Origin of the sequence: Curtobacterium sp. MCBA15_013 (assembly GCF_001865095.1) — a bacterium.
GTDB lineage: Bacteria > Actinomycetota > Actinomycetes > Actinomycetales > Microbacteriaceae > Curtobacterium.
Genome location: NZ_MJGQ01000006.1, coordinates 124,518 through 141,249, shown reverse-complemented (window position 1 = coordinate 141,249; position 16,732 = coordinate 124,518). Strand labels below are relative to the sequence as shown.

Sequence of the window (16,732 nt, the reverse complement as noted above, 5' to 3'; positions counted from 1 at the left end):
CGCACGCAAGAAGCGGGCACGGAACGCGCACCCGAGAAGCGGGCACGGAACGCGCACGCACGAAGCGGGCAGAGAAGAACCGGGCCGCAGAAGCGCCTCTCGGCGCGAGGCCGCTCGAAGCGGCGAATTTTGGAGCCCGGGGCTTGCTGCGGCCCGGCGACATCGATTCTACGAGACCGCGGCCGCGCACACGACCCTGTTCACTCTCGGTGGACAGAACCGACGCCGGGCGTGCCCCAGCGACAAGCCGTGAGAACCGCTCCAATCCGGTTGGGCGAGGGTGCCGAATCATCACCGTGACAGGCGATGAGCCGGTCACGACAGCGAGGGTCCCGCGAGACCCGGTCCGCTCCCTGGCGGTCAATTCCCTGCGGGTCACGCGGGCCCTCGTGCTGTCCTGCACCACTGTCCCGACCACGAGACCCGAACGCGTGGTCGGACAGGACTCACAGCCAGATCGCAACCGAGAGGAGGGAAACCTGCAATGCTTGCCATCGTGGACAGTGACACCGAGAGCTGGAGCTCGACCGAGCCGGCTCAGGCGTCCCCAGACGACCTCCTCGCCCGCGTGGCGACCGGCGACCAGGCAGCCTTCTCTGACCTGTACGACGTGCTCTCGGGCCGCGTGCTCGGCCTCGTGACGAGGCTCCTCCGGGACCGCGCACAGTCGGAAGAGGTCACGCAAGAGGTCTTCCTCGAGGTCTGGCAGCAAGCCACCCGCTACGACCGCAAGCGCGGCACCGCAGCGAGCTGGATCCTCACCATGGCCCACCGCCGAGCGGTCGACCGGGTGCGGGCATCGCAGTCCTCGCACGACCGTGACACGAAGATCGGCATCCGCGACTTCGAGGCCGGCTTCGACCAGGTCTCCGAGTCGGTCGAGATCCGGATCGAGCACGAACGCGTCAGCCGGGCGCTCGCGAAGCTCACCGAGTTCCAGCGCCAGGCAGTCCAACTCGCGTACTACGGCGGCTACTCGCACAGCGAGATGGCCGACCACCTCGGTGTCCCGATCGGCACCGTCAAGACCCGTCTCCGTGACGGGATGATCAGACTCCGCGACGAGATGGGGGTGACATCATGACCGAACGACACGACGACCCGGCTCTGCTGACGGGTTCACACGCCCTCGACGCGCTGTCGGAGGACGAGCGGGCACTGCTCGACTCGGCGCTCTCCACCTCCCCGGAGCTGCAGGCCGAGACGGACTCGCTGCGCGAGACCGCGCTGCAGCTCGCCTACGCCGTCACCCCGATCGAGCCGCCCTCGTCGCTCAAGGCGTCGCTGATGGCCCAGATCGCATCGACCCCGCAGGCTGCTCCGGTGGCCTCGCGGTCCGAGCCGGCTGCCACGACCGCTCCGGTCGCCGACGCGCCGGTCGGCGATGCCGGCCAGGAGGCGCGGTTCGCCCCCGCCACGGACCTCGCGTCCGCCGGTGGTGCGGCTTCGGAGAAGGCTCGCCGTCGCTGGTTCCAGCGTCCGGCAGCAGCACTCTCCGCCGCAGCCGCCGTCGCCGTGGTCTTCCTCGGCGTCGGACTCGGCGTCGGCACGTCCTTCACGCCCTCGAACGAGCCCGGCCCGGGCACGACGCAGGCGTCCGGCGGACTCGACCGCATCTACGCCGCGTCGGACTTCCAGCGCAGCACCGCCAAGGTCGCGGGCGGCGGGACGGCCACGGTCGTCTGGTCGAACGAGGTCGGCAAGTCCGCGGTCATCCTCGACGGGGTCCCCGCGGCTCCGGAGGGCAAGACCTACGAACTCTGGTACATCGGCTCCGAGGGCACCGGCGGCAAGATCAACGCTGCCGGCCTGATGGACGGGGTGTCCTCCGGGGTGCACTCGGCGGTCCTCAAGGGGTCGCTGTCGCACGGTGCGACGATCGGCATGACGGTGGAGCCCGCCGGTGGCTCGGACCAGCCGACGACGACGCCGATCATGGCGGTTCCGACCACCTCGGCCTGACCCGGGCACTGGTTCGCACGTCTCCCCGCTCGCGTGGCACGGTCCGCGGGCGGGGAGTTCGTCGTGCCCGGCGGGTGGTGGTCGCGCGGCGGGGGCGGGGCGTGGGCGGGCGTGCGCGGGCGGTTCTTGCCCGTGCATCTTCCGACATCGCGCTCGTCGATCGACACGTGCAACGTCGACACATGCACCCGCACCGTCTGCGTGCGCATCGTTCGACGTTCCACCGGTCGATCGACTGGTGGAACGTCGGAACATGCCCGCGCACGAGTGGCCGGCGCCCCGCGCCCCGCGCACGACGGAAGGCCCGGTGCGCTTCCGTGGCGGACGTGCACCGGGCCTCCTGGTCGACCGTCAGCGCGACGGGCGGACGACGATCACCCGAAGCGGCCGGAGACGTAGTCCTCGGTGGCCTGCACGGACGGGTTCGAGAACATCGTCGCGGTGTCGTCGAACTCGATGAGCTTGCCGGGGGCACCGGTGCCGGCGATGTTGAAGAACGCCGTCTTGTCGCTGACGCGCGAGGCCTGCTGCATGTTGTGGGTCACGATGACGATCGTGTACTCCTTCTTCAGCTCCTCGATGAGGTCCTCGATCGCGAGGGTCGAGATCGGGTCGAGCGCCGAGCACGGCTCGTCCATGAGGAGCACGTCCGGCTGCACCGCGATCGCGCGGGCGATGCAGAGGCGCTGCTGCTGGCCGCCGGACAGCCCCATGCCGGGCTTGTCGAGGCGGTCCTTGACCTCGTTCCAGAGGTTCGCGCCCTGCAGGGACCGCTCGACGACGTCGTCCGACTCGGAGCGGGAGAGGCGCTTGTTGTTGAGCTTCACGCCCGCGAGCACGTTGTCCTTGATGGACATCGTCGGGAACGGGTTCGGACGCTGGAACACCATGCCGACCTGGCGACGGACGAGCACCGGGTCGACGCCCGCGCCGTACAGGTCGTCGCCGTCGATCTTGACCGAGCCCTCGACGTAGGCGCCCGGGATGACCTCGTGCATGCGGTTCAGCGTGCGGAGGAAGGTGGACTTGCCGCAGCCGGACGGACCGATGAACGCGGTCACGGTGCGGGGCTCGATCGTCATGTCGACGCCCTCGACCGCCTTGAACTTCGAGTAGTAGACGTTGAGGCCGTCGACCTCGATGCGCTTGGACACTGTGTTCCTTCGGGGTGGGTGGATCCGCGCGTCAGCGCGAGAGCTTGGGGGCGAAGAGGCGGGTGATGAAGCGGGCGAGCAGGTTCAGCAGCATCACGATGAGGATGAGCAGGAGCGCTGCCGTCCAGGCCCGGTCGACGAACGGCACCGGGTTGGCGCCCTGCTGCGAGTACTGCGTGTACGCGAACACCGGCAGGGTCATCATCGGGTTCTTGAACAGGTCGTAGTTCATGCTCGCGGTGAACCCGGCGGTGACCAGCAGCGGGGCGGTCTCGCCGATGACGCGGGCGATCGAGAGCATGACGCCGGTGGTGATGCCGGCGAGCGACGTGGGGAGCACGACCTTGAGGATGGTGAGGTACTTCGGGACGCCGAGGGCGTACGAGGCCTCACGGAGCTCCATCGGCACGATCTTCAGGACCTCTTCGGTGGAGCGCACGACGATCGGGATCATCAGCACCGACAGCGCCACCGAGCCGACCAGGCCGAAGCGGGCGCCCGGGCCGAGGAACAGCGCGAAGAGCGAGTACGCGAAGAGGCCGGCGACGATGGACGGGATGCCCGTCATGACGTCGACGAAGAACGTGATGCCCTTGGCGAGGGCGCCCGTGCCGTACTCGACGAGGTAGATCGACGTGAGCAGGCCGATCGGCACCGAGATCAGGGCCGCGAACAGCGTGATCTCGAGCGTGCCGATGAGGGCGTGCAGCGCGCCGCCGCCCTCGGAGATGACGCCGCGCATCGAGTACGAGAAGAACTCCACGTCGAAGCGGGCGAGGCCGTCCGCCAGCACCGTGTAGAGCAGGGAGACGAGCGGCAGGACCGCGATCACGAACGCCGTGATGACGAGCGAGGTGATGAGCCGGTCGACGGCCTTGCGACCACCCTCGACGATGCGCGAGACGACGACGATGAGGACGTCGAACAGGACCGTGCCGAGGAAGAGCGCCGCGACGACGTTGAAGTCCTTGACCGCGCCGCCGGCGTTGAGCAGGGCGAAGACCAGGATCAGCGCGACCCAGGAGCCGACGAGGAGCAGCCACGGCACGGACTTGTGCAGCTTGCCGTTGGCGTAGACGTTGCCGGCGACGCCGGACTGCCGGATGGCGAGGGACATCGGGTCGTACCTCTCAGCTCACTCGCTTGCGGACGATGTACCGCGCGAGCATGTTGATGACCAGGGTGATGACGAAGAGGATCAGACCCGACGCGATGAGCGCGTTCAGGGCCGTGCCGGACGCCTCGGCGAACTGCAGGGCGATGTTCGCCGCGATCGTCGAGGGGTTCAGCGACGTGAGCATCTGGAAGGTGACGTTCGTCGACACCGACAGCACCAGCGCGATCGCCATCGTCTCGCCGAGCGCACGACCGAGGCCGAGCATGATCGCGGACACGATGCCGGACTTGGCGAACGGCAGGACCGACAGGCGGATCATCTCCCAGCGGGTCGCGCCGAGGGCCAGGGCCGCTTCCTCGTTGAGGCGCGGTGCCTGCAGGAAGATCTCGCGCATGACCGCGGTCATGATCGGGATGGCCATGACGGCGAGGACGATCGACGCGGTGAGGATCGTGCGACCCGTGCCGGACACCTGCCCGGAGAACAGCGGGATCCAGCCGAGGTAGGTGTTCAGGAAGACGTAGAAAGGCTTCACGAACGGCGCCAGCACCACGATTCCCCAGAGGCCGTAGACGACCGACGGCACCGCGGCCAGCAGGTCGATCACGTAGCCGAGCACCGGGGCGAGTCGCCGCGGTGCGTAGTGCGAGATGAAGAGCGCGATCCCGAGGGCGAGCGGCACGGCGATCACGAGCGCGATGAGCGCGGACCAGACGGTACCGAAGACGAGGGGGCCGACGTAGTCCCAGAAGTTCGTGGCGCTGTTCGGCAGCTCGCCGACCTTCGCGGAGAACGCCGGGATGCTCTGCCAGACCAGGAAGGCGGCGACGAGCACCAGCACGAATAGGATGAGCCCGCCGGCGATGACCGACGCGGCGGAGAAGACGCGATCGCCGATGCGGACGACGGGCTTCGGCTTGGGGGTGACGGGGGCCACTGGCTGGGCCGGTGCGGTCGTCATGGGACTCCTGTCGGAGGAACGCCGGGGGAGGCGACGGGTCGGGGGTGTCCGGTGGTGCGCGGTCCGCTCGGAGCGTGGAGCGGACCGGCGAGGGCCCGGACGCCGGTCAGGTGGGTGGGACCGGCGTCCGGGCGCTCAGGGTGTCTTACTTGATGGAGGCGACGGCCTTCGCGGCCTTCTCGGCGAGGTCGGTCGAGAGGGCGGCCGACTTGGCCTCCTTCGCGGCGGCGTCCTGCGCGTCCTTCGAGACGACGTAGTCGAGGTAGCCCTTCACGAGCTTGCCCTTGTCGGCGTCCTTGTACTCCTGGCAGGCGATCGCGTAGGAGACGAGCACCAGCGGCCAGGCGTTCTCGGCCGTGTCGGTGCGGTTGATGTCGATCGCGAGGTCGTTGTCCGCGCGGCCGGAGACCGTCTCGGAGTCCGCGACGACCTTGGCAGCACCCTCGGCGGAGATCTCGGTGGCCTTGTCGCCGACCATGAGCTTCGCCTTGTCGAGGTCACCGGCGCCGGAGTCGTCGATGTAGGTGATGGCGTTCGAGGCGCTGGCCATGGCCGAGGCCACACCCGAGGTGCCCTTCGCGCTGTCGCCGACCTGGTACGGGAAGGTCTGGCTGGGGGCCTCGGTCCAGACGTCCTTGGCGTTCGCCGCGACGTACTCGGAGAAGTTCTGCGTGGTGCCCGAGTCGTCGGAGCGGTGCACGACCGTGATGTTCGCGTCCGGCAGGGTCGCGTCCTTGTTCAGGTCGGCGATCTGCGAGTCGTTCCACTTCGTGATCTTGCCCGAGAAGATGCCCGCGATGGTCTTCGCGTCGAGCGTGAGGTCCTTGACGCCGTCGACCTTGTAGGCGATGGCGATCGGGGAGATGTAGACCGGGATGTCGATGGCCTTCGAGTCCGCGGCACACAGGGCGAACGAGCCCGCGAGCTCCTCGTCCTTCAGCGCGGCGTCGGAGCCGGCGAAGTCGGCAGCACCCGAGGTGAAGTTCTTGCGGCCGGCGCCCGAACCGTCGGGCGAGTAGTTGACCGTCACGCCGGAGGCGACGTTCTGGAAACCAGCGGCCCAGGTGGCCTCGGCCGTCTGCTGGGCGGACGAACCCGAGCCGGTCAGCGTGCCCGAGAGCTTCGAGTAGTCGGTGCCGGAGCTCGAGCTGGACGAGGGCGTGTTGCCCGCGTCCTCGTTCGCCGCGCACGAGGAGAGCACGACCGCGCCGGCGATCGCGATTGCCGCGACCGTACCGATTCGCTTGATGTTCACAGGGGTCCCTTCGGGAATGTCAGTGCAGGTGGGACCGCTGCTGGTCCCGTGGGCCGGTGCTGACCCGGGAGCGACTGTAGGGACGCGAGGTGACGGGGATCACCCGCCCTGGTGAACGGGAGGTGAACGAGGGGTTGTCCTGGACGGGGCGCCGTGCGTCGGAGCGCGCGCGGGTGCAGGATCGGGAACGCCGCGCCGTGCGCGGGCGCATGCGTGTGCATGCACACCGCAGGGGCCTGGAGGCGCGGCTCGGCCCGGGCGCTCGGCCTACGCCGAGACGGGGTTGCGGTGCGTCTCGACGGCCACGAGCCTGCCGCCGGCGATGTGCAGCACCGAGAAGTCGCCGACCGAGAGCATCGCGGCACGGCGGAGGTCGAACCGTCCGGACTCGTCGGCCGTCGCGGTCGCGATGCGGGCGATGATGTCCGGCAGCACGGGCCCGTGCGAGCACAGGACCGTCGTCTTCGCCTTGTCGAGGCGCTTCTGCACGACGCCCTTGACGTCGGCGGCACCCCGGTCGTGGGCGTCCTGGCTGATGTCCGGCGTGCTCGAGACCCCGAGGTGCGTCCGGTCGGAGAGCGGCTCGACCGTCGCGAGGCACCGGGCGGCGGTGCTGCTGACGATCTTCTTCGGACCGAAGGCGGCCACCGGCGACGCGACCGACTTCGCCTGCGACCGGCCGACGGGCAGGAGCGGACGGGTGGCGTCCGGTCCGTTCCACTCCGAGCCGGGGACGGTCTTGGCGTGCCGGAGGGCGATGAGGGCGAAGGTGCGGTGTTCCCCGGCGGCGACGCGGTCGGCGAACCGGTCGAGGATCGCGACGTCGCGCTCGTACGTCAGTCGGTGCCGGGCGTCGTCGAGCGTGACCCACTCGACCGAGGCGACCTCGTCGTTCGGGCGGAACTTGCCGGCGCGCTCGTACTCCTTCGCGGGGACGCGGGCGGACCAGTAGTGCACCACCTTGTCGCGGCCGCTCGGCAGGACGTACTCGGCCGTGCCCAGCGGAGCGCCGAGGTGCACGCGGTAGCCGGTCTCCTCGTCGATCTCGCGCACGGCGGTCGTCGGGACGCTCTCGCCCGGGTCGACCTTGCCCTTCGGGAACGAGACGTCCTTGTGGTGGTCGCGGTGGATGAGCAGCACGAGCGGGACGCCGTCCTGTTCACGCCAGACGACGGCACCCGCAGCGACGACCGGCCCTGAGGAGCCGCCGCTCACCGAGTGGAGCGCTTCCGCGCCGAGATCTTCCGCATGAGGACATTCTGCACGTCATCGAGCGGTCGGCCGTCCTCGTCCGTCGAGTGGCGCGTCCACTCGCCGTCCGACTCGAGGTGCCACGAGCTCGTCGTGTCCGCCATGGCGAGGTCGAACATCTCGTGGACCTCGTTCACGTGGCCGGGGTCGGACAGCCGGACGAGCGCCTCGACGCGGCGGTCGAGGTTGCGGTGCATCATGTCCGCCGAGCCGATGAACACGGCCGGGTCGCCGTCGTTGTGGAACGCGAACGCCCGCGAGTGCTCGAGGTACCGGCCGACGACGCTGCGCACCCGGATGGTGTCGCTGACGCCTTCCATGCCGGGCTTGAGCGAGCAGATGCCGCGGACCCACACATCGATCGGCACACCGGCCTGGCTCGCCAGGTACAGCGCGTCGATGATCTGCTCGTCCACCATCGAGTTGACCTTGATGCGGATCCCCGAGGGCTTGCCGGCGCGGGCGTTGTCCGCCTCGGTCGTGATGCGCTTGAGCAGGCCCTTCCGCAGGTGCAGCGGCGCGACGAGCAGGCGCTTGAACTTCTTCTCGATCGCGTAGCCCGACAGCTCGTTGAACAGGCGCGTGAGGTCCTTGCCCACGGTGTCGTCCGACGTGAAGAGCCCCATGTCCTCGTAGATGCGCGAGGTCTTCGGGTTGTAGTTGCCCGTCCCGATGTGGCTGTAGTGCTTGAGCGTCCCGCCCTCCTGCCGGATGACGAGCACGAGCTTCGAGTGCGTCTTCAGCCCGACCAGGCCGTAGACCACGTGCACGCCGGCCTTCTCGAGCTTGCGGGCCCACGTGATGTTGTTCTGCTCGTCGAAGCGCGCCTTGATCTCGACGAGTGCGAGCACCTGCTTGCCCGCGGCCGCGGCGTCGATGAGCGCCTCGACGATGGGGCTGTCGCCCGAGGTGCGGTAGAGCGTCTGCTTGATCGCGAGCACGTTCGGGTCGGCCGCGGCCTGCTCGAGGAACGCCTGCACACTGGTCGCGAAGGACTCGTACGGGTGGTGCACGAGGACGTCCTTCGCCGCGATCGCGCGGAAGAGGTCCGGCTTCGTGTTCGGTTCGCCCGGCTGGAACTGCACCGGGGTCGTCGGCACGTGCTTCGGGTAGTGCAGGTCCGGGCGGCCGATCTTGGCGATCTCGAACAGGCCGCCGAGGTCGAGCGGCGACGGCAGGCGGAACACCTCCTGCTCGGTGATGTCGAGTTCGCGCACGAGCAGGTCGAGCGTCACCGGGTCCATGTCCTCGGTGATCTCGAGACGGATGGGCGGCCCGAACCGACGACGGAGCAGCTCGCGCTCGAGGGCCTGGATGAGGTTCTCGGCCTCGTCCTCCTCGATCTCGACGTCCTCGTTCCGGGTGACCCGGAACACGTGGTGCTCGAGGACCTCCATCCCGGGGAAGAGGTCGTCGAGGTGGTTCGCGATGAGGTCTTCGAGCGGGATGAAGCGGAGCAGCCCGGAGTCGTCGTCCGGCAGCTTGATGAACCGCGAGAAGTTCTGCGGGACCTTGAGGCGCGCGAACTCCTGCCGCTGCGACTTCGGGTTGCGCACGCGCACCGCGAGGTTGAGCGACAACCCGGAGATGTACGGGAAGGGGTGCGCCGGGTCGACCGCGAGCGGCATGAGCACCGGGAAGATCTGCTCGTTGAAGTACTCGCGCATCCGGAGCCGGTCGGCCTCATCGAGGTCGGACCAGTGCTCGATGTGGATTCCAGCGGCGTCGAGGTCCGGCTTGAGCGACCCGATGAACGCCTGCGCGTGGCGGTCCTGCAGCTCGTGCGCCTTCGTCGCGATGTCGCGCAGCACGTCGCTCGGTGCGCGACCGACGTTGGTCGGCACGGCGATGCCGGTGTCGATGCGGCGCTTCAGGCCGGCGACCCGGACCATGAAGAACTCGTCGAGGTTGGACGCGAAGATCGCCAGGAAGTTCGCCCGCTCGAGGAGCGGCTGCGTGCGGTCCTCGCCGAGTTCGAGCACGCGCTGGTTGAACCGGAGCCAGCTGAGTTCACGGTCGAAGTAGCGGTCGGTGGGCAGCGACTCGTGCTCGATCTCGACGACCTCGTCGAAGTCGTCGAGGTCCGGTGCGACGGAGTCGCCGTCGAGCTGCGGTTCGGTGTCCATGCCCACATCCTGCCACCCGCCCCCTGCGCCAGGAGGGCCGCACGTGGACGCTGTGGAAACGGGCGGTGAACGACGCCGTGTGGAGGAGCGTCAGCCGGCCGCGTACTGGACGTCGATCGCGTGCTGCTCGAACCCGGATCGGCGGTACAGGGCCAGCGCCGGGGCGTTGTCGCCCTCGACGTAGAGCGCCGCGGCGGAGAGGCCCCGGCCGGTCAGGCGTGCCGTCCCCGCGCGCATCAGGACGCCGCCGAGTCCCCGGCCCTGCAGGTCGGGTCGGACGGCCACGGCGTAGAACTCGCCGGTGTCGCCCTCGACCTTGAGCCAGCACGACCCGGCGAGGTCCCCGGAGTCGTCGCGGAGCAGGAGCAGGTCGTCGCCGGAGAACCAGTCGTCGGCCTCGCGGGCGCGCAGGTCGTCGAGCGTCATCCGGCCCTGTTCCGGGTGGTGCGCGAAGGCGGCGGCGTTGAGCGCCAGCCAGTCGGCCTCGTCGGCGGGGTCGCCCGTCCGGAACGACGACAGGGACCAGCCGGCCGGCACCGCGGGGTCGGGGGCGACGGACGCGATCGGGGCGCGGAGCTGCAGGAGCGTGCGGACCGCCGTCCAGCCGAAGCGAGCCGCGAGTGCTCGGGCAGCGGGGTGGTCCCCGTGCGCCCACGCGAGCCGAGGGGCCGGCCCGTCCACGGGAGCGGCCCCGCCGCCCGGGGTGAGCGCCTGCCGGGCGAGGGCGGTGCCGAGACCGTGGCCCCGCGCCTCCTGGGCGACCACGAGTTCCAGCTCGCCGTCACGGACCACGGCGACCCCGCGCTCGTCGCCGAGCACCGTCGCGCGGCCGGCGCGCACGTCGACCAGGGTCTGGTCGGAGAACGGCGGTGCTTCGCCCGGGACGACGAAGCGCGACAGGTCGACCACTACTGGCCCGCGAGCCGGTCGGCCTCGTCGTCGTAGACGTTGAAGCGGTACCCGACGTTGCGGACCGTGCCGATGAGGGACTCGAGGTCGCCGAGCTTCGCGCGGAGGCGCCGCACGTGCACGTCGACCGTGCGGGTGCCGCCGAAGTAGTCGTAGCCCCACACCTCGCTGAGGAGCTGCTCGCGGGTGAAGACCCGCGAGGGGTGCGTGGCGAAGAAGCGGAGGAGCTCGAACTCCTTGAAGGTGAGGTCGAGCGGCCGACCGCGGACCTTCGCCGAGTAGCTGGCCTCGTCGATGACGACACCGGACGCCTGGATCTTCGACCCGGTCTGGTTCTTCGACGCGCGACCGGCCGTGAGCCGGATGCGGGCGTCGACCTCGGCCGGGCCGGCGGTCTCGAGCACGACGTCGTCGACGTTCCACTCGCTGTTGACCGCGGTCAGACCACCCTCGGTGACGACCAGGATGATCGGCGTCGTCGAGCCGCTCGTCGCGAGGATCTTGCACAGGGCCTTGGCGCTCGCGAGGTCCGTCCGGGCGTCCACGAACATGAGGTCGCTCTGCGGGGCGTTGACCAGCTGTGCGGCCTCGGCGGGGACGTGGCGGATCCGGTGGCTCAGCAGTCCGAGGCTCGGCAGGACGTCGCCGGGCGCGGCTGAGGTGAGTACCAGGAGCTGGGCCACAGGACCTCCAGGGCGTGGGGGAGTCGTGCACACATCCTAGTGATGCTCGGGAAGCATCCCTCCCGGCCGGACGGTCGGGGACGCGTTCCGGGCACCTTCGGCACGCGGCCCTGTCATGATGGGGCGCGTGACCGAGCCTGTGCAGCCCACCGACCAGCGCCGCCTCCGGCTGACGTCCGTGCTGCCGGTCTGGCTGCTCGCGGTCGTCGGCGCCGTGCTCGTCCTCACCCTCACCGACAAGGACTCGTTCGCGTGGCTGCTCCTCGTGTTCGTGCTCTGCGTGCTGGTCAGCTTCGTGCTGCAGCTCATCACCGCGACGAAGGACGGGCTGGTCGAGCGGATCAGCATCGCGTCGTCCGGGGCGTTCGTCGTCGTGCTCGTCACCGCGGTGGTCCTGCTGGTGCGTTGACGCGCCGCCGTCCGCCTGGCGTCGTCAGGCGTGACGCGTAGACTCCAGCCATGGATTCGCTGCTTGCGCTCGAGCTCTTCTACGTGGGCCTGCTCGGCCTCGCGTCGCTCGCGATCGCGTTCGTCTCGGTGACCGTCGTCGTGAAGCTGTTCAAGGGTCAGCGTTGATCGAACTGCCGGAGGGCCTCGCGCCCGAACTCGTCCCGCTGTCGTGGCTCGTCGGCGTCTGGGAGGGCACCGGCGTGGTCGAGTACCCCGTCGGTGACGAGGACGAACCCCGGAAGTACGAGTTCGGCCAGCGCGTGAGCTTCAGCCACGACGGTCTGCCCTACCTCAACTACTCCTCCACGACGTGGCTGCTCGACGACGAGCACACCCCGCTCGCGGCCGAGATGGGCTACTGGCGGATCGACCGACCGTCCGAGCCCGGTGACCGCGGCCCGGCAATGCTCCTCGGCGAGGGGCCGACGCCGTTCGGCACCGTCGAGAGCGTCGAGGCGCTGCGGAACACCACGGACGGCTTCGACGTCGAAGCCGCGATCATCCACCCCACCGGCGTCAACGAGCTCTACGTCGGGCGGGTCCGCAAGGGCCGCATCGACCTCGCGACCGACGCCGTGATGCGCTCGCCGAACGCCAAGGACTACTCCGCGGCCACCCGGCTCTACGGCCTGGTCGAGGGCAAGCTCTTCTGGGCGTGGGACATCGCCGCGCTCGGCAAGGAGCTGACCTCGCACGCGTCGGGGCAGCTCGCGAAGGTCGACTGATGTCCGCGTTCGCCGGCCGCGCCGGCTTCGTGGCGACGGACGCCGGCCCCGCCGCGCACTTCGGCAACCCGCTCGGCGAGCAGCGTCTGCTCGCCCGCGGCCACGCCGTCGTCGAGCTCGGCCTCGGTGTCGTCACCGCCACCGGCCCGGACCGGCTGTCGTGGCTCAACTCGATCACCTCGCAGCTCCTCACCGGGCTCGCCGCCGGCGTGAGCACCGAGACGCTCGTGCTCGACCAGTCCGGTCGCGTCGAGCACGCGGCGCGCGTCGTCGACGACGGGTCGGTGGCGTGGCTGCTGACCGTGCCCGCCGACGCGGCACCGCTCGCTGCCTGGCTCGACTCGATGCGGTTCATGCTGCGCGTCGAGGTCGCCGACCGTTCGGCGGACTTCGCGACGATCGGCTGGTTCGGCGAGTCCGCACCGTTCGCGTCGACCGACCTGCCCGAGACCCCGGTCGCCGAGTGGGTCGACCCGTGGGCGTCCGTCACGCCCGGCGGGTGGGGCTACGCCGACCAGGAGGCGCACCCCGCCTCCGACTGGACCCTCCGCATCGCCGTGGTCACCCCCGGCACCGCGGGCGCGATCGCCGCGTCGGACGAACCCGTCGCGGGACTCCTCGCGTACGAGGCCCTGCGCATCGCCGCCTGGCGCCCCTCGCTGTCCGACGTCGACGAGCGCACGATCCCGCACGAGCTCGACTGGCTCCGGTCCGCCGTGCACCTGTCGAAGGGCTGCTACCGGGGGCAGGAGACCGTCGCCAAGGTCCACAACCTCGGGCACCCGCCGCGCCGGGTCGTCATGCTGCACCTCGACGGGTCGGACGGCGTGCTGCCGGCTCCGGGGACGCCGGTCGTGTCCGGCGAGAAGGAGGTCGGGCGTCTGACGGCGTCGGGCATCCACCACGAGCTCGGGCCGATCGGGCTCGCGGTCGTGAAACGTTCCCTCGACCCCGCCGCCACGCTGACGCTCAGCGCCGACGACGTGGTCGTGTCCGCCACGCAAGAGGTCATCGTGCCGCCAGGGGCCGGCGCCACCGCCGACGTCCCGCGCCTGCCCCGCCTCGGCGCCGTCCGCCGCTCCTAGCCCGCCCAGGCCCCCGGCCGCTGGCGCCCGGCCCCGAGTCTCGGCTCCGCGGACACGTTCGCGCCATCAGGGCCACGAAACTGTCCGCCCGGCCGAGTCTCGAGGTCCCGCGGCGCCGGTCAGGCCGGGGCCACCGCGGCCCACGGGACGCTGAGCTCGCCGAGCCGCCACCGCGTCACCCCGTGCAGCACCGGCCAGCCCCGGTCCCGCATGCCCCGGACCGTCGCGATCCACCGCTGCCGGGGGCCGTACGTGCCGAGCGGCGCGGCGACCGCCCACGCCAGGTCGAGGTCGCCGAGGAACGCGTGCACCCGCTCGCCGGGCACGTTCCGGTGGATGAGGGCCTTCGGCAGCCGTTCGGCCACGACCGAGGGGACGTCGAGCCCCGCCAGCCGGAGCGACACCGTGAAGGTGCGTGGCGCGACGTCGTCGAGCGTCACCCACGAGGCCACCCGCCCGACCTCGTTGCACGTCCCCTCGACGAGCGCGCCGCCCGGTTGCAGGCGGTCCTGCATGATCCGCCAGGACTCCACCACCGCGGACTCGTCGTACTGCCGCAGCACGTTGAAGGCGCGGATCACGGCGGGCCGGCGGTTCCCCGGTGTCGGTGTCTCGAACCCGCCGAGCCGGAACGTCACCCCGTCTCGAGTGCCGGCGTTCGCGAGGGCCACCCGGGCCGGCTCGATCTCGATGCCGGTGACCTCGACGTCGGGGCGGACGGCGGCCAGGCGGTCCCGGAGTTCGAGGGTCGTCGTCGGCGAGGCCCCGTACCCGACGTCGGCGACGAGCGGGTCGGCGCTCCGGCGGAGGGCCGGCAGCGTGGCGATCCACCGGTCGACGCGGCGGAGCCGGTTGTACCCGGTCGTCCCGCGCGTCACGTTCCCGATGGGCATGCCGACCAGGGTACGGGTCCGGGGACCGGCTGCACGGCGCTCGGTAGACTCGGGGCATGACCTCCACGCTCGTCCTGCTCCGTCACGGCAACAGTGACTGGAACCAGAAGAACCTGTTCACCGGTTGGGTCGACGTCCGGCTCAGCGAGCTGGGCGAGAAGGAGGCGAAGCGCGCCGGCGACCTCATCGCCGAGTCCGGCATCGTCCCCGACGTCCTGTACACCTCGCTCCTCACCCGTGCGATCCAGACGGCCGACATCGCGCTGCTCCAGGCCGACCTGGCGTGGCTGCCGGTGAAGCGCGACTGGCGCCTCAACGAGCGCCACTACGGCGACCTGCAGGGCAAGGACAAGGCCCAGACGCTCGAGCAGTACGGCGAGCAGCAGTTCATGGAGTGGCGCCGGTCGTTCGACGTGCCGCCGCCCCCCATCGCCGACGACGCCGAGTGGTCGCAGTTCGGGGACCGCCGCTACGCCGACCTCGGCGACCAGCTGCCCCGCACCGAGTCGCTCAAGCTCGTGATCGACCGCCTGCTGCCCTACTGGGAGTCCGACATCACGAAGGACCTCGGTGCGGGCAAGACCGTCCTCGTCACGGCGCACGGCAACTCGCTCCGGGCGCTCGTGAAGCACCTCGACGGCATCTCCGACGAGGACATCGCCGGCCTGAACATCCCGACCGGCATCCCGCTGGTGTACGAGCTCGACGACGACTTCCGTCCGACGAAGCCGGCGTACTACCTCGACCCCGAGGCCGCCGCGGCCGGAGCCGCCGCCGTGGCCGCCCAGGGCGCCAAGAAGTAGCAGCGCTGCACACACGAACGCCCCGCCCGGACTGACCGGGCGGGGCGTTCTGCGCGTTCTGCGCGTTCACACGAAGTGGGAGGCGATCTCCTGCACCAGGGCGCCGACGTCGTACGGCTTCGTCGTGTCGACGCGGACCACCGGGACGCCCGGCAGGCCGACCGGCTGGGCGGCGTCGCCGTGCTCGTCCCAGAACGCGAGCACGTCGGCCAGGTCCCCGTGCACCTCGTGGCGCACCGGCACGGTGCCCGGGTCGTACCGGTCGCGCAGCCGCTCCTCGGCGGTGGCCCGGTCCGTGTCGCACCACACCTCGACAGCGCGCGGCGACCCGGCGGAGGCGAGCCGCGCCTCCAGGAGTCCGCGGTCCCGCGACGGCAGCCAGACGGCGTCGAGGACGACGCCGTTCTCGACGGCCTGCGCCATCGACCACATGGTGTCCATCGCGATGCCGCCGAGCGGACGCGACGCGATCATCGGGCCGACGAGGTCGGCGAGGGGCTCCTTGATCCGGTCCTTCGACAGGAACGGGCAGCCGAGCACCTCGGCGAGGGCGGCACCGATGGTGCTCTTGCCGGAACCGGGCATGCCGTTGACGATGATCGCGACCTGGGCCATGCCACGATCCTGTCAGAACCCAGCGAGCCGAGCGGAACGCAGCGTCGGGTCAGGCGGGCGACACCGTCACCGAGGACGCGCCGGCCCAGTCACCCGTCGCCAGGTACTCGACCTTCTTGGCGATCGAGACCGCGTGGTCCGCGAAGCGCTCGTGGTAGCGCGATGCCAGGGTCGCGTCCACCGTGTCGATCGGCGCACCCTTCCAGGTCTCGCCGAGCACGAAGTCGAAGACGCTCGCGTGCAGCTCGTCGATGGCGTCGTCCTCGTCGCGGATCTCCCCGGCGAGGGCGATGTCCTCGGTGGCGAGCAATCGCGTGAGCTTCTGCGCCATCGCGACGTCGAGCTGGCCCATCTTCTTGAAGGTGCCGCGGAGGCCCTTCGGCACGACCTTCTCGGGGAAGCGCTGCCGGGTGAGCTGGGCGATGTGCTCGGCCATGTCGCCCATGCGCTCGAGCGACGAGCTGACGCGCAGGGCGGTGACCACGACGCGGAGGTCACGGGCGACGGGGGCCTGACGCGCGAGGATGTCGATCGCGATCTCGTCGAGGCTGTTCGCCGCCTCGTCGATCTTGACGTCGTCGGCGATCACCTCCTCGGCGAGGGACACGTCGGACTCGCTGAACGACTGCGTGGCTCGGGTGATGGCGGACTCGACGAGCCCGGCGATCTCGGTCAGTCGCTCCTGGACGTCCTGGAGTTCCTGCTGGAAGACTTCGCGCATGGGGGAGTACCTCTCTCTGCGT

Annotated in this window: 17 protein-coding genes; 6 read left to right on the top strand and 11 right to left on the bottom strand. The window is 70.4% G+C overall.

The annotated features are described in order from the left end of the window. Positions 1-484 precede the first annotated feature (484 nt). Together sigK and BIV01_RS04800 are read left to right on the top strand one after the other, a co-directional pair. The gene (gene sigK / locus BIV01_RS04805; RefSeq protein WP_071302103.1) at positions 485-1,084 is read left to right on the top strand and encodes an ECF RNA polymerase sigma factor SigK; all 600 of its coding nucleotides are present in this window, start codon (positions 485-487) and stop codon (positions 1,082-1,084) included. Then, positions 1,081-1,962: an anti-sigma factor gene (locus BIV01_RS04800; protein ID WP_071302102.1), complete on the top strand. Its 882-nt coding sequence runs from the start codon at positions 1,081-1,083 to the stop codon at positions 1,960-1,962. The genes sigK and BIV01_RS04800 overlap by 4 nt, the downstream gene beginning before the upstream one ends. Positions 1,963-2,336: 374 nt before the next feature. Here BIV01_RS04800 and pstB read toward each other — a convergent pair whose 3' ends face one another. From pstB to BIV01_RS04760, 8 genes are all read right to left on the bottom strand, one after another. Then, positions 2,337-3,116, bottom strand: a complete 780-nt coding sequence (pstB, locus tag BIV01_RS04795) for a phosphate ABC transporter ATP-binding protein PstB (protein WP_070417788.1) — start codon at positions 3,114-3,116, stop codon at positions 2,337-2,339. A 31-nt stretch (positions 3,117-3,147) separates the two neighbouring features. Further along, the gene (pstA, locus tag BIV01_RS04790) at positions 3,148-4,233 is read right to left on the bottom strand and encodes a phosphate ABC transporter permease PstA (protein WP_070417789.1); all 1,086 of its coding nucleotides are present in this window, start codon (positions 4,231-4,233) and stop codon (positions 3,148-3,150) included. Positions 4,234-4,246: 13 nt separating this feature from the next. Continuing rightward, on the bottom strand, positions 4,247-5,194 hold the full coding sequence (gene pstC / locus BIV01_RS04785; protein ID WP_071302101.1) for a phosphate ABC transporter permease subunit PstC: 948 nt from the start codon (positions 5,192-5,194) through the stop codon (positions 4,247-4,249). A gap of 145 nt (positions 5,195-5,339) precedes the next feature. Continuing rightward, on the bottom strand, positions 5,340-6,449 hold the full coding sequence (locus tag BIV01_RS04780; protein WP_071302100.1) for a phosphate ABC transporter substrate-binding protein PstS: 1,110 nt from the start codon (positions 6,447-6,449) through the stop codon (positions 5,340-5,342). Positions 6,450-6,716: 267 nt separating this feature from the next. Next, positions 6,717-7,664 (bottom strand): NUDIX hydrolase, encoded by a 948-nt coding sequence (locus tag BIV01_RS04775; protein WP_070417792.1) that lies wholly within the window; start codon positions 7,662-7,664, stop codon positions 6,717-6,719. Then, positions 7,661-9,826: an RNA degradosome polyphosphate kinase gene (locus BIV01_RS04770; protein ID WP_071295873.1), complete on the bottom strand. Its 2,166-nt coding sequence runs from the start codon at positions 9,824-9,826 to the stop codon at positions 7,661-7,663. Before BIV01_RS04770 ends, BIV01_RS04775 begins: the two co-directional genes overlap by 4 nt. 90 nt (positions 9,827-9,916) lie before the next feature. After that, entirely contained in the window at positions 9,917-10,735 is an 819-nt protein-coding gene (gene mshD / locus BIV01_RS04765; protein WP_071295874.1) for a mycothiol synthase, read from the bottom strand. Next, positions 10,735-11,418 (bottom strand): winged helix-turn-helix domain-containing protein, encoded by a 684-nt coding sequence (locus BIV01_RS04760; protein ID WP_022906634.1) that lies wholly within the window; start codon positions 11,416-11,418, stop codon positions 10,735-10,737. Before BIV01_RS04760 ends, mshD begins: the two co-directional genes overlap by 1 nt. Positions 11,419-11,545: 127 nt before the next feature. Here BIV01_RS04760 and BIV01_RS04755 point away from each other — a divergent pair, with 127 nt between their 5' ends. From BIV01_RS04755 to ygfZ, 3 genes are all read left to right on the top strand, one after another. After that, positions 11,546-11,827 (top strand): hypothetical protein, encoded by a 282-nt coding sequence (locus BIV01_RS04755; RefSeq protein ID WP_083403399.1) that lies wholly within the window; start codon positions 11,546-11,548, stop codon positions 11,825-11,827. 163 nt (positions 11,828-11,990) lie between these two features. Further along, the gene (locus tag BIV01_RS04750) at positions 11,991-12,593 is read left to right on the top strand and encodes an FABP family protein (RefSeq protein WP_071295875.1); all 603 of its coding nucleotides are present in this window, start codon (positions 11,991-11,993) and stop codon (positions 12,591-12,593) included. Next, positions 12,593-13,678 (top strand): CAF17-like 4Fe-4S cluster assembly/insertion protein YgfZ, encoded by a 1,086-nt coding sequence (ygfZ, locus tag BIV01_RS04745; protein ID WP_071302099.1) that lies wholly within the window; start codon positions 12,593-12,595, stop codon positions 13,676-13,678. Before BIV01_RS04750 ends, ygfZ begins: the two co-directional genes overlap by 1 nt. Before the next feature lie 119 nt (positions 13,679-13,797). Here the strand turns inward: ygfZ and BIV01_RS04740 are convergent, their stop codons facing one another. Continuing rightward, the gene (locus BIV01_RS04740) at positions 13,798-14,571 is read right to left on the bottom strand and encodes a methylase (protein ID WP_070417797.1); all 774 of its coding nucleotides are present in this window, start codon (positions 14,569-14,571) and stop codon (positions 13,798-13,800) included. Between the two features lie 56 nt (positions 14,572-14,627). On the opposite strand from BIV01_RS04740, the gene BIV01_RS04735 reads away from it, so the two are divergent. After that, a complete protein-coding gene (locus tag BIV01_RS04735) occupies positions 14,628-15,374 on the top strand; it encodes a phosphoglyceromutase (RefSeq protein ID WP_070417798.1) in 747 nt (248 codons plus the stop codon). A gap of 66 nt (positions 15,375-15,440) precedes the next feature. On the opposite strand, the gene BIV01_RS04730 is transcribed toward BIV01_RS04735, so the two are convergent. After that, positions 15,441-15,989 carry an AAA family ATPase gene (locus BIV01_RS04730; RefSeq protein WP_071302098.1) on the bottom strand — a complete coding sequence of 183 codons (549 nt, stop codon included), beginning with the start codon at positions 15,987-15,989 and terminating at the stop codon, positions 15,441-15,443. A 49-nt stretch (positions 15,990-16,038) separates the two neighbouring features. Further along, complete coding sequence (phoU, locus tag BIV01_RS04725) at positions 16,039-16,710, bottom strand: phosphate signaling complex protein PhoU (RefSeq protein WP_070417800.1); 672 nt, start codon at positions 16,708-16,710, stop codon at positions 16,039-16,041. Positions 16,711-16,732: the final 22 nt, after the last annotated feature.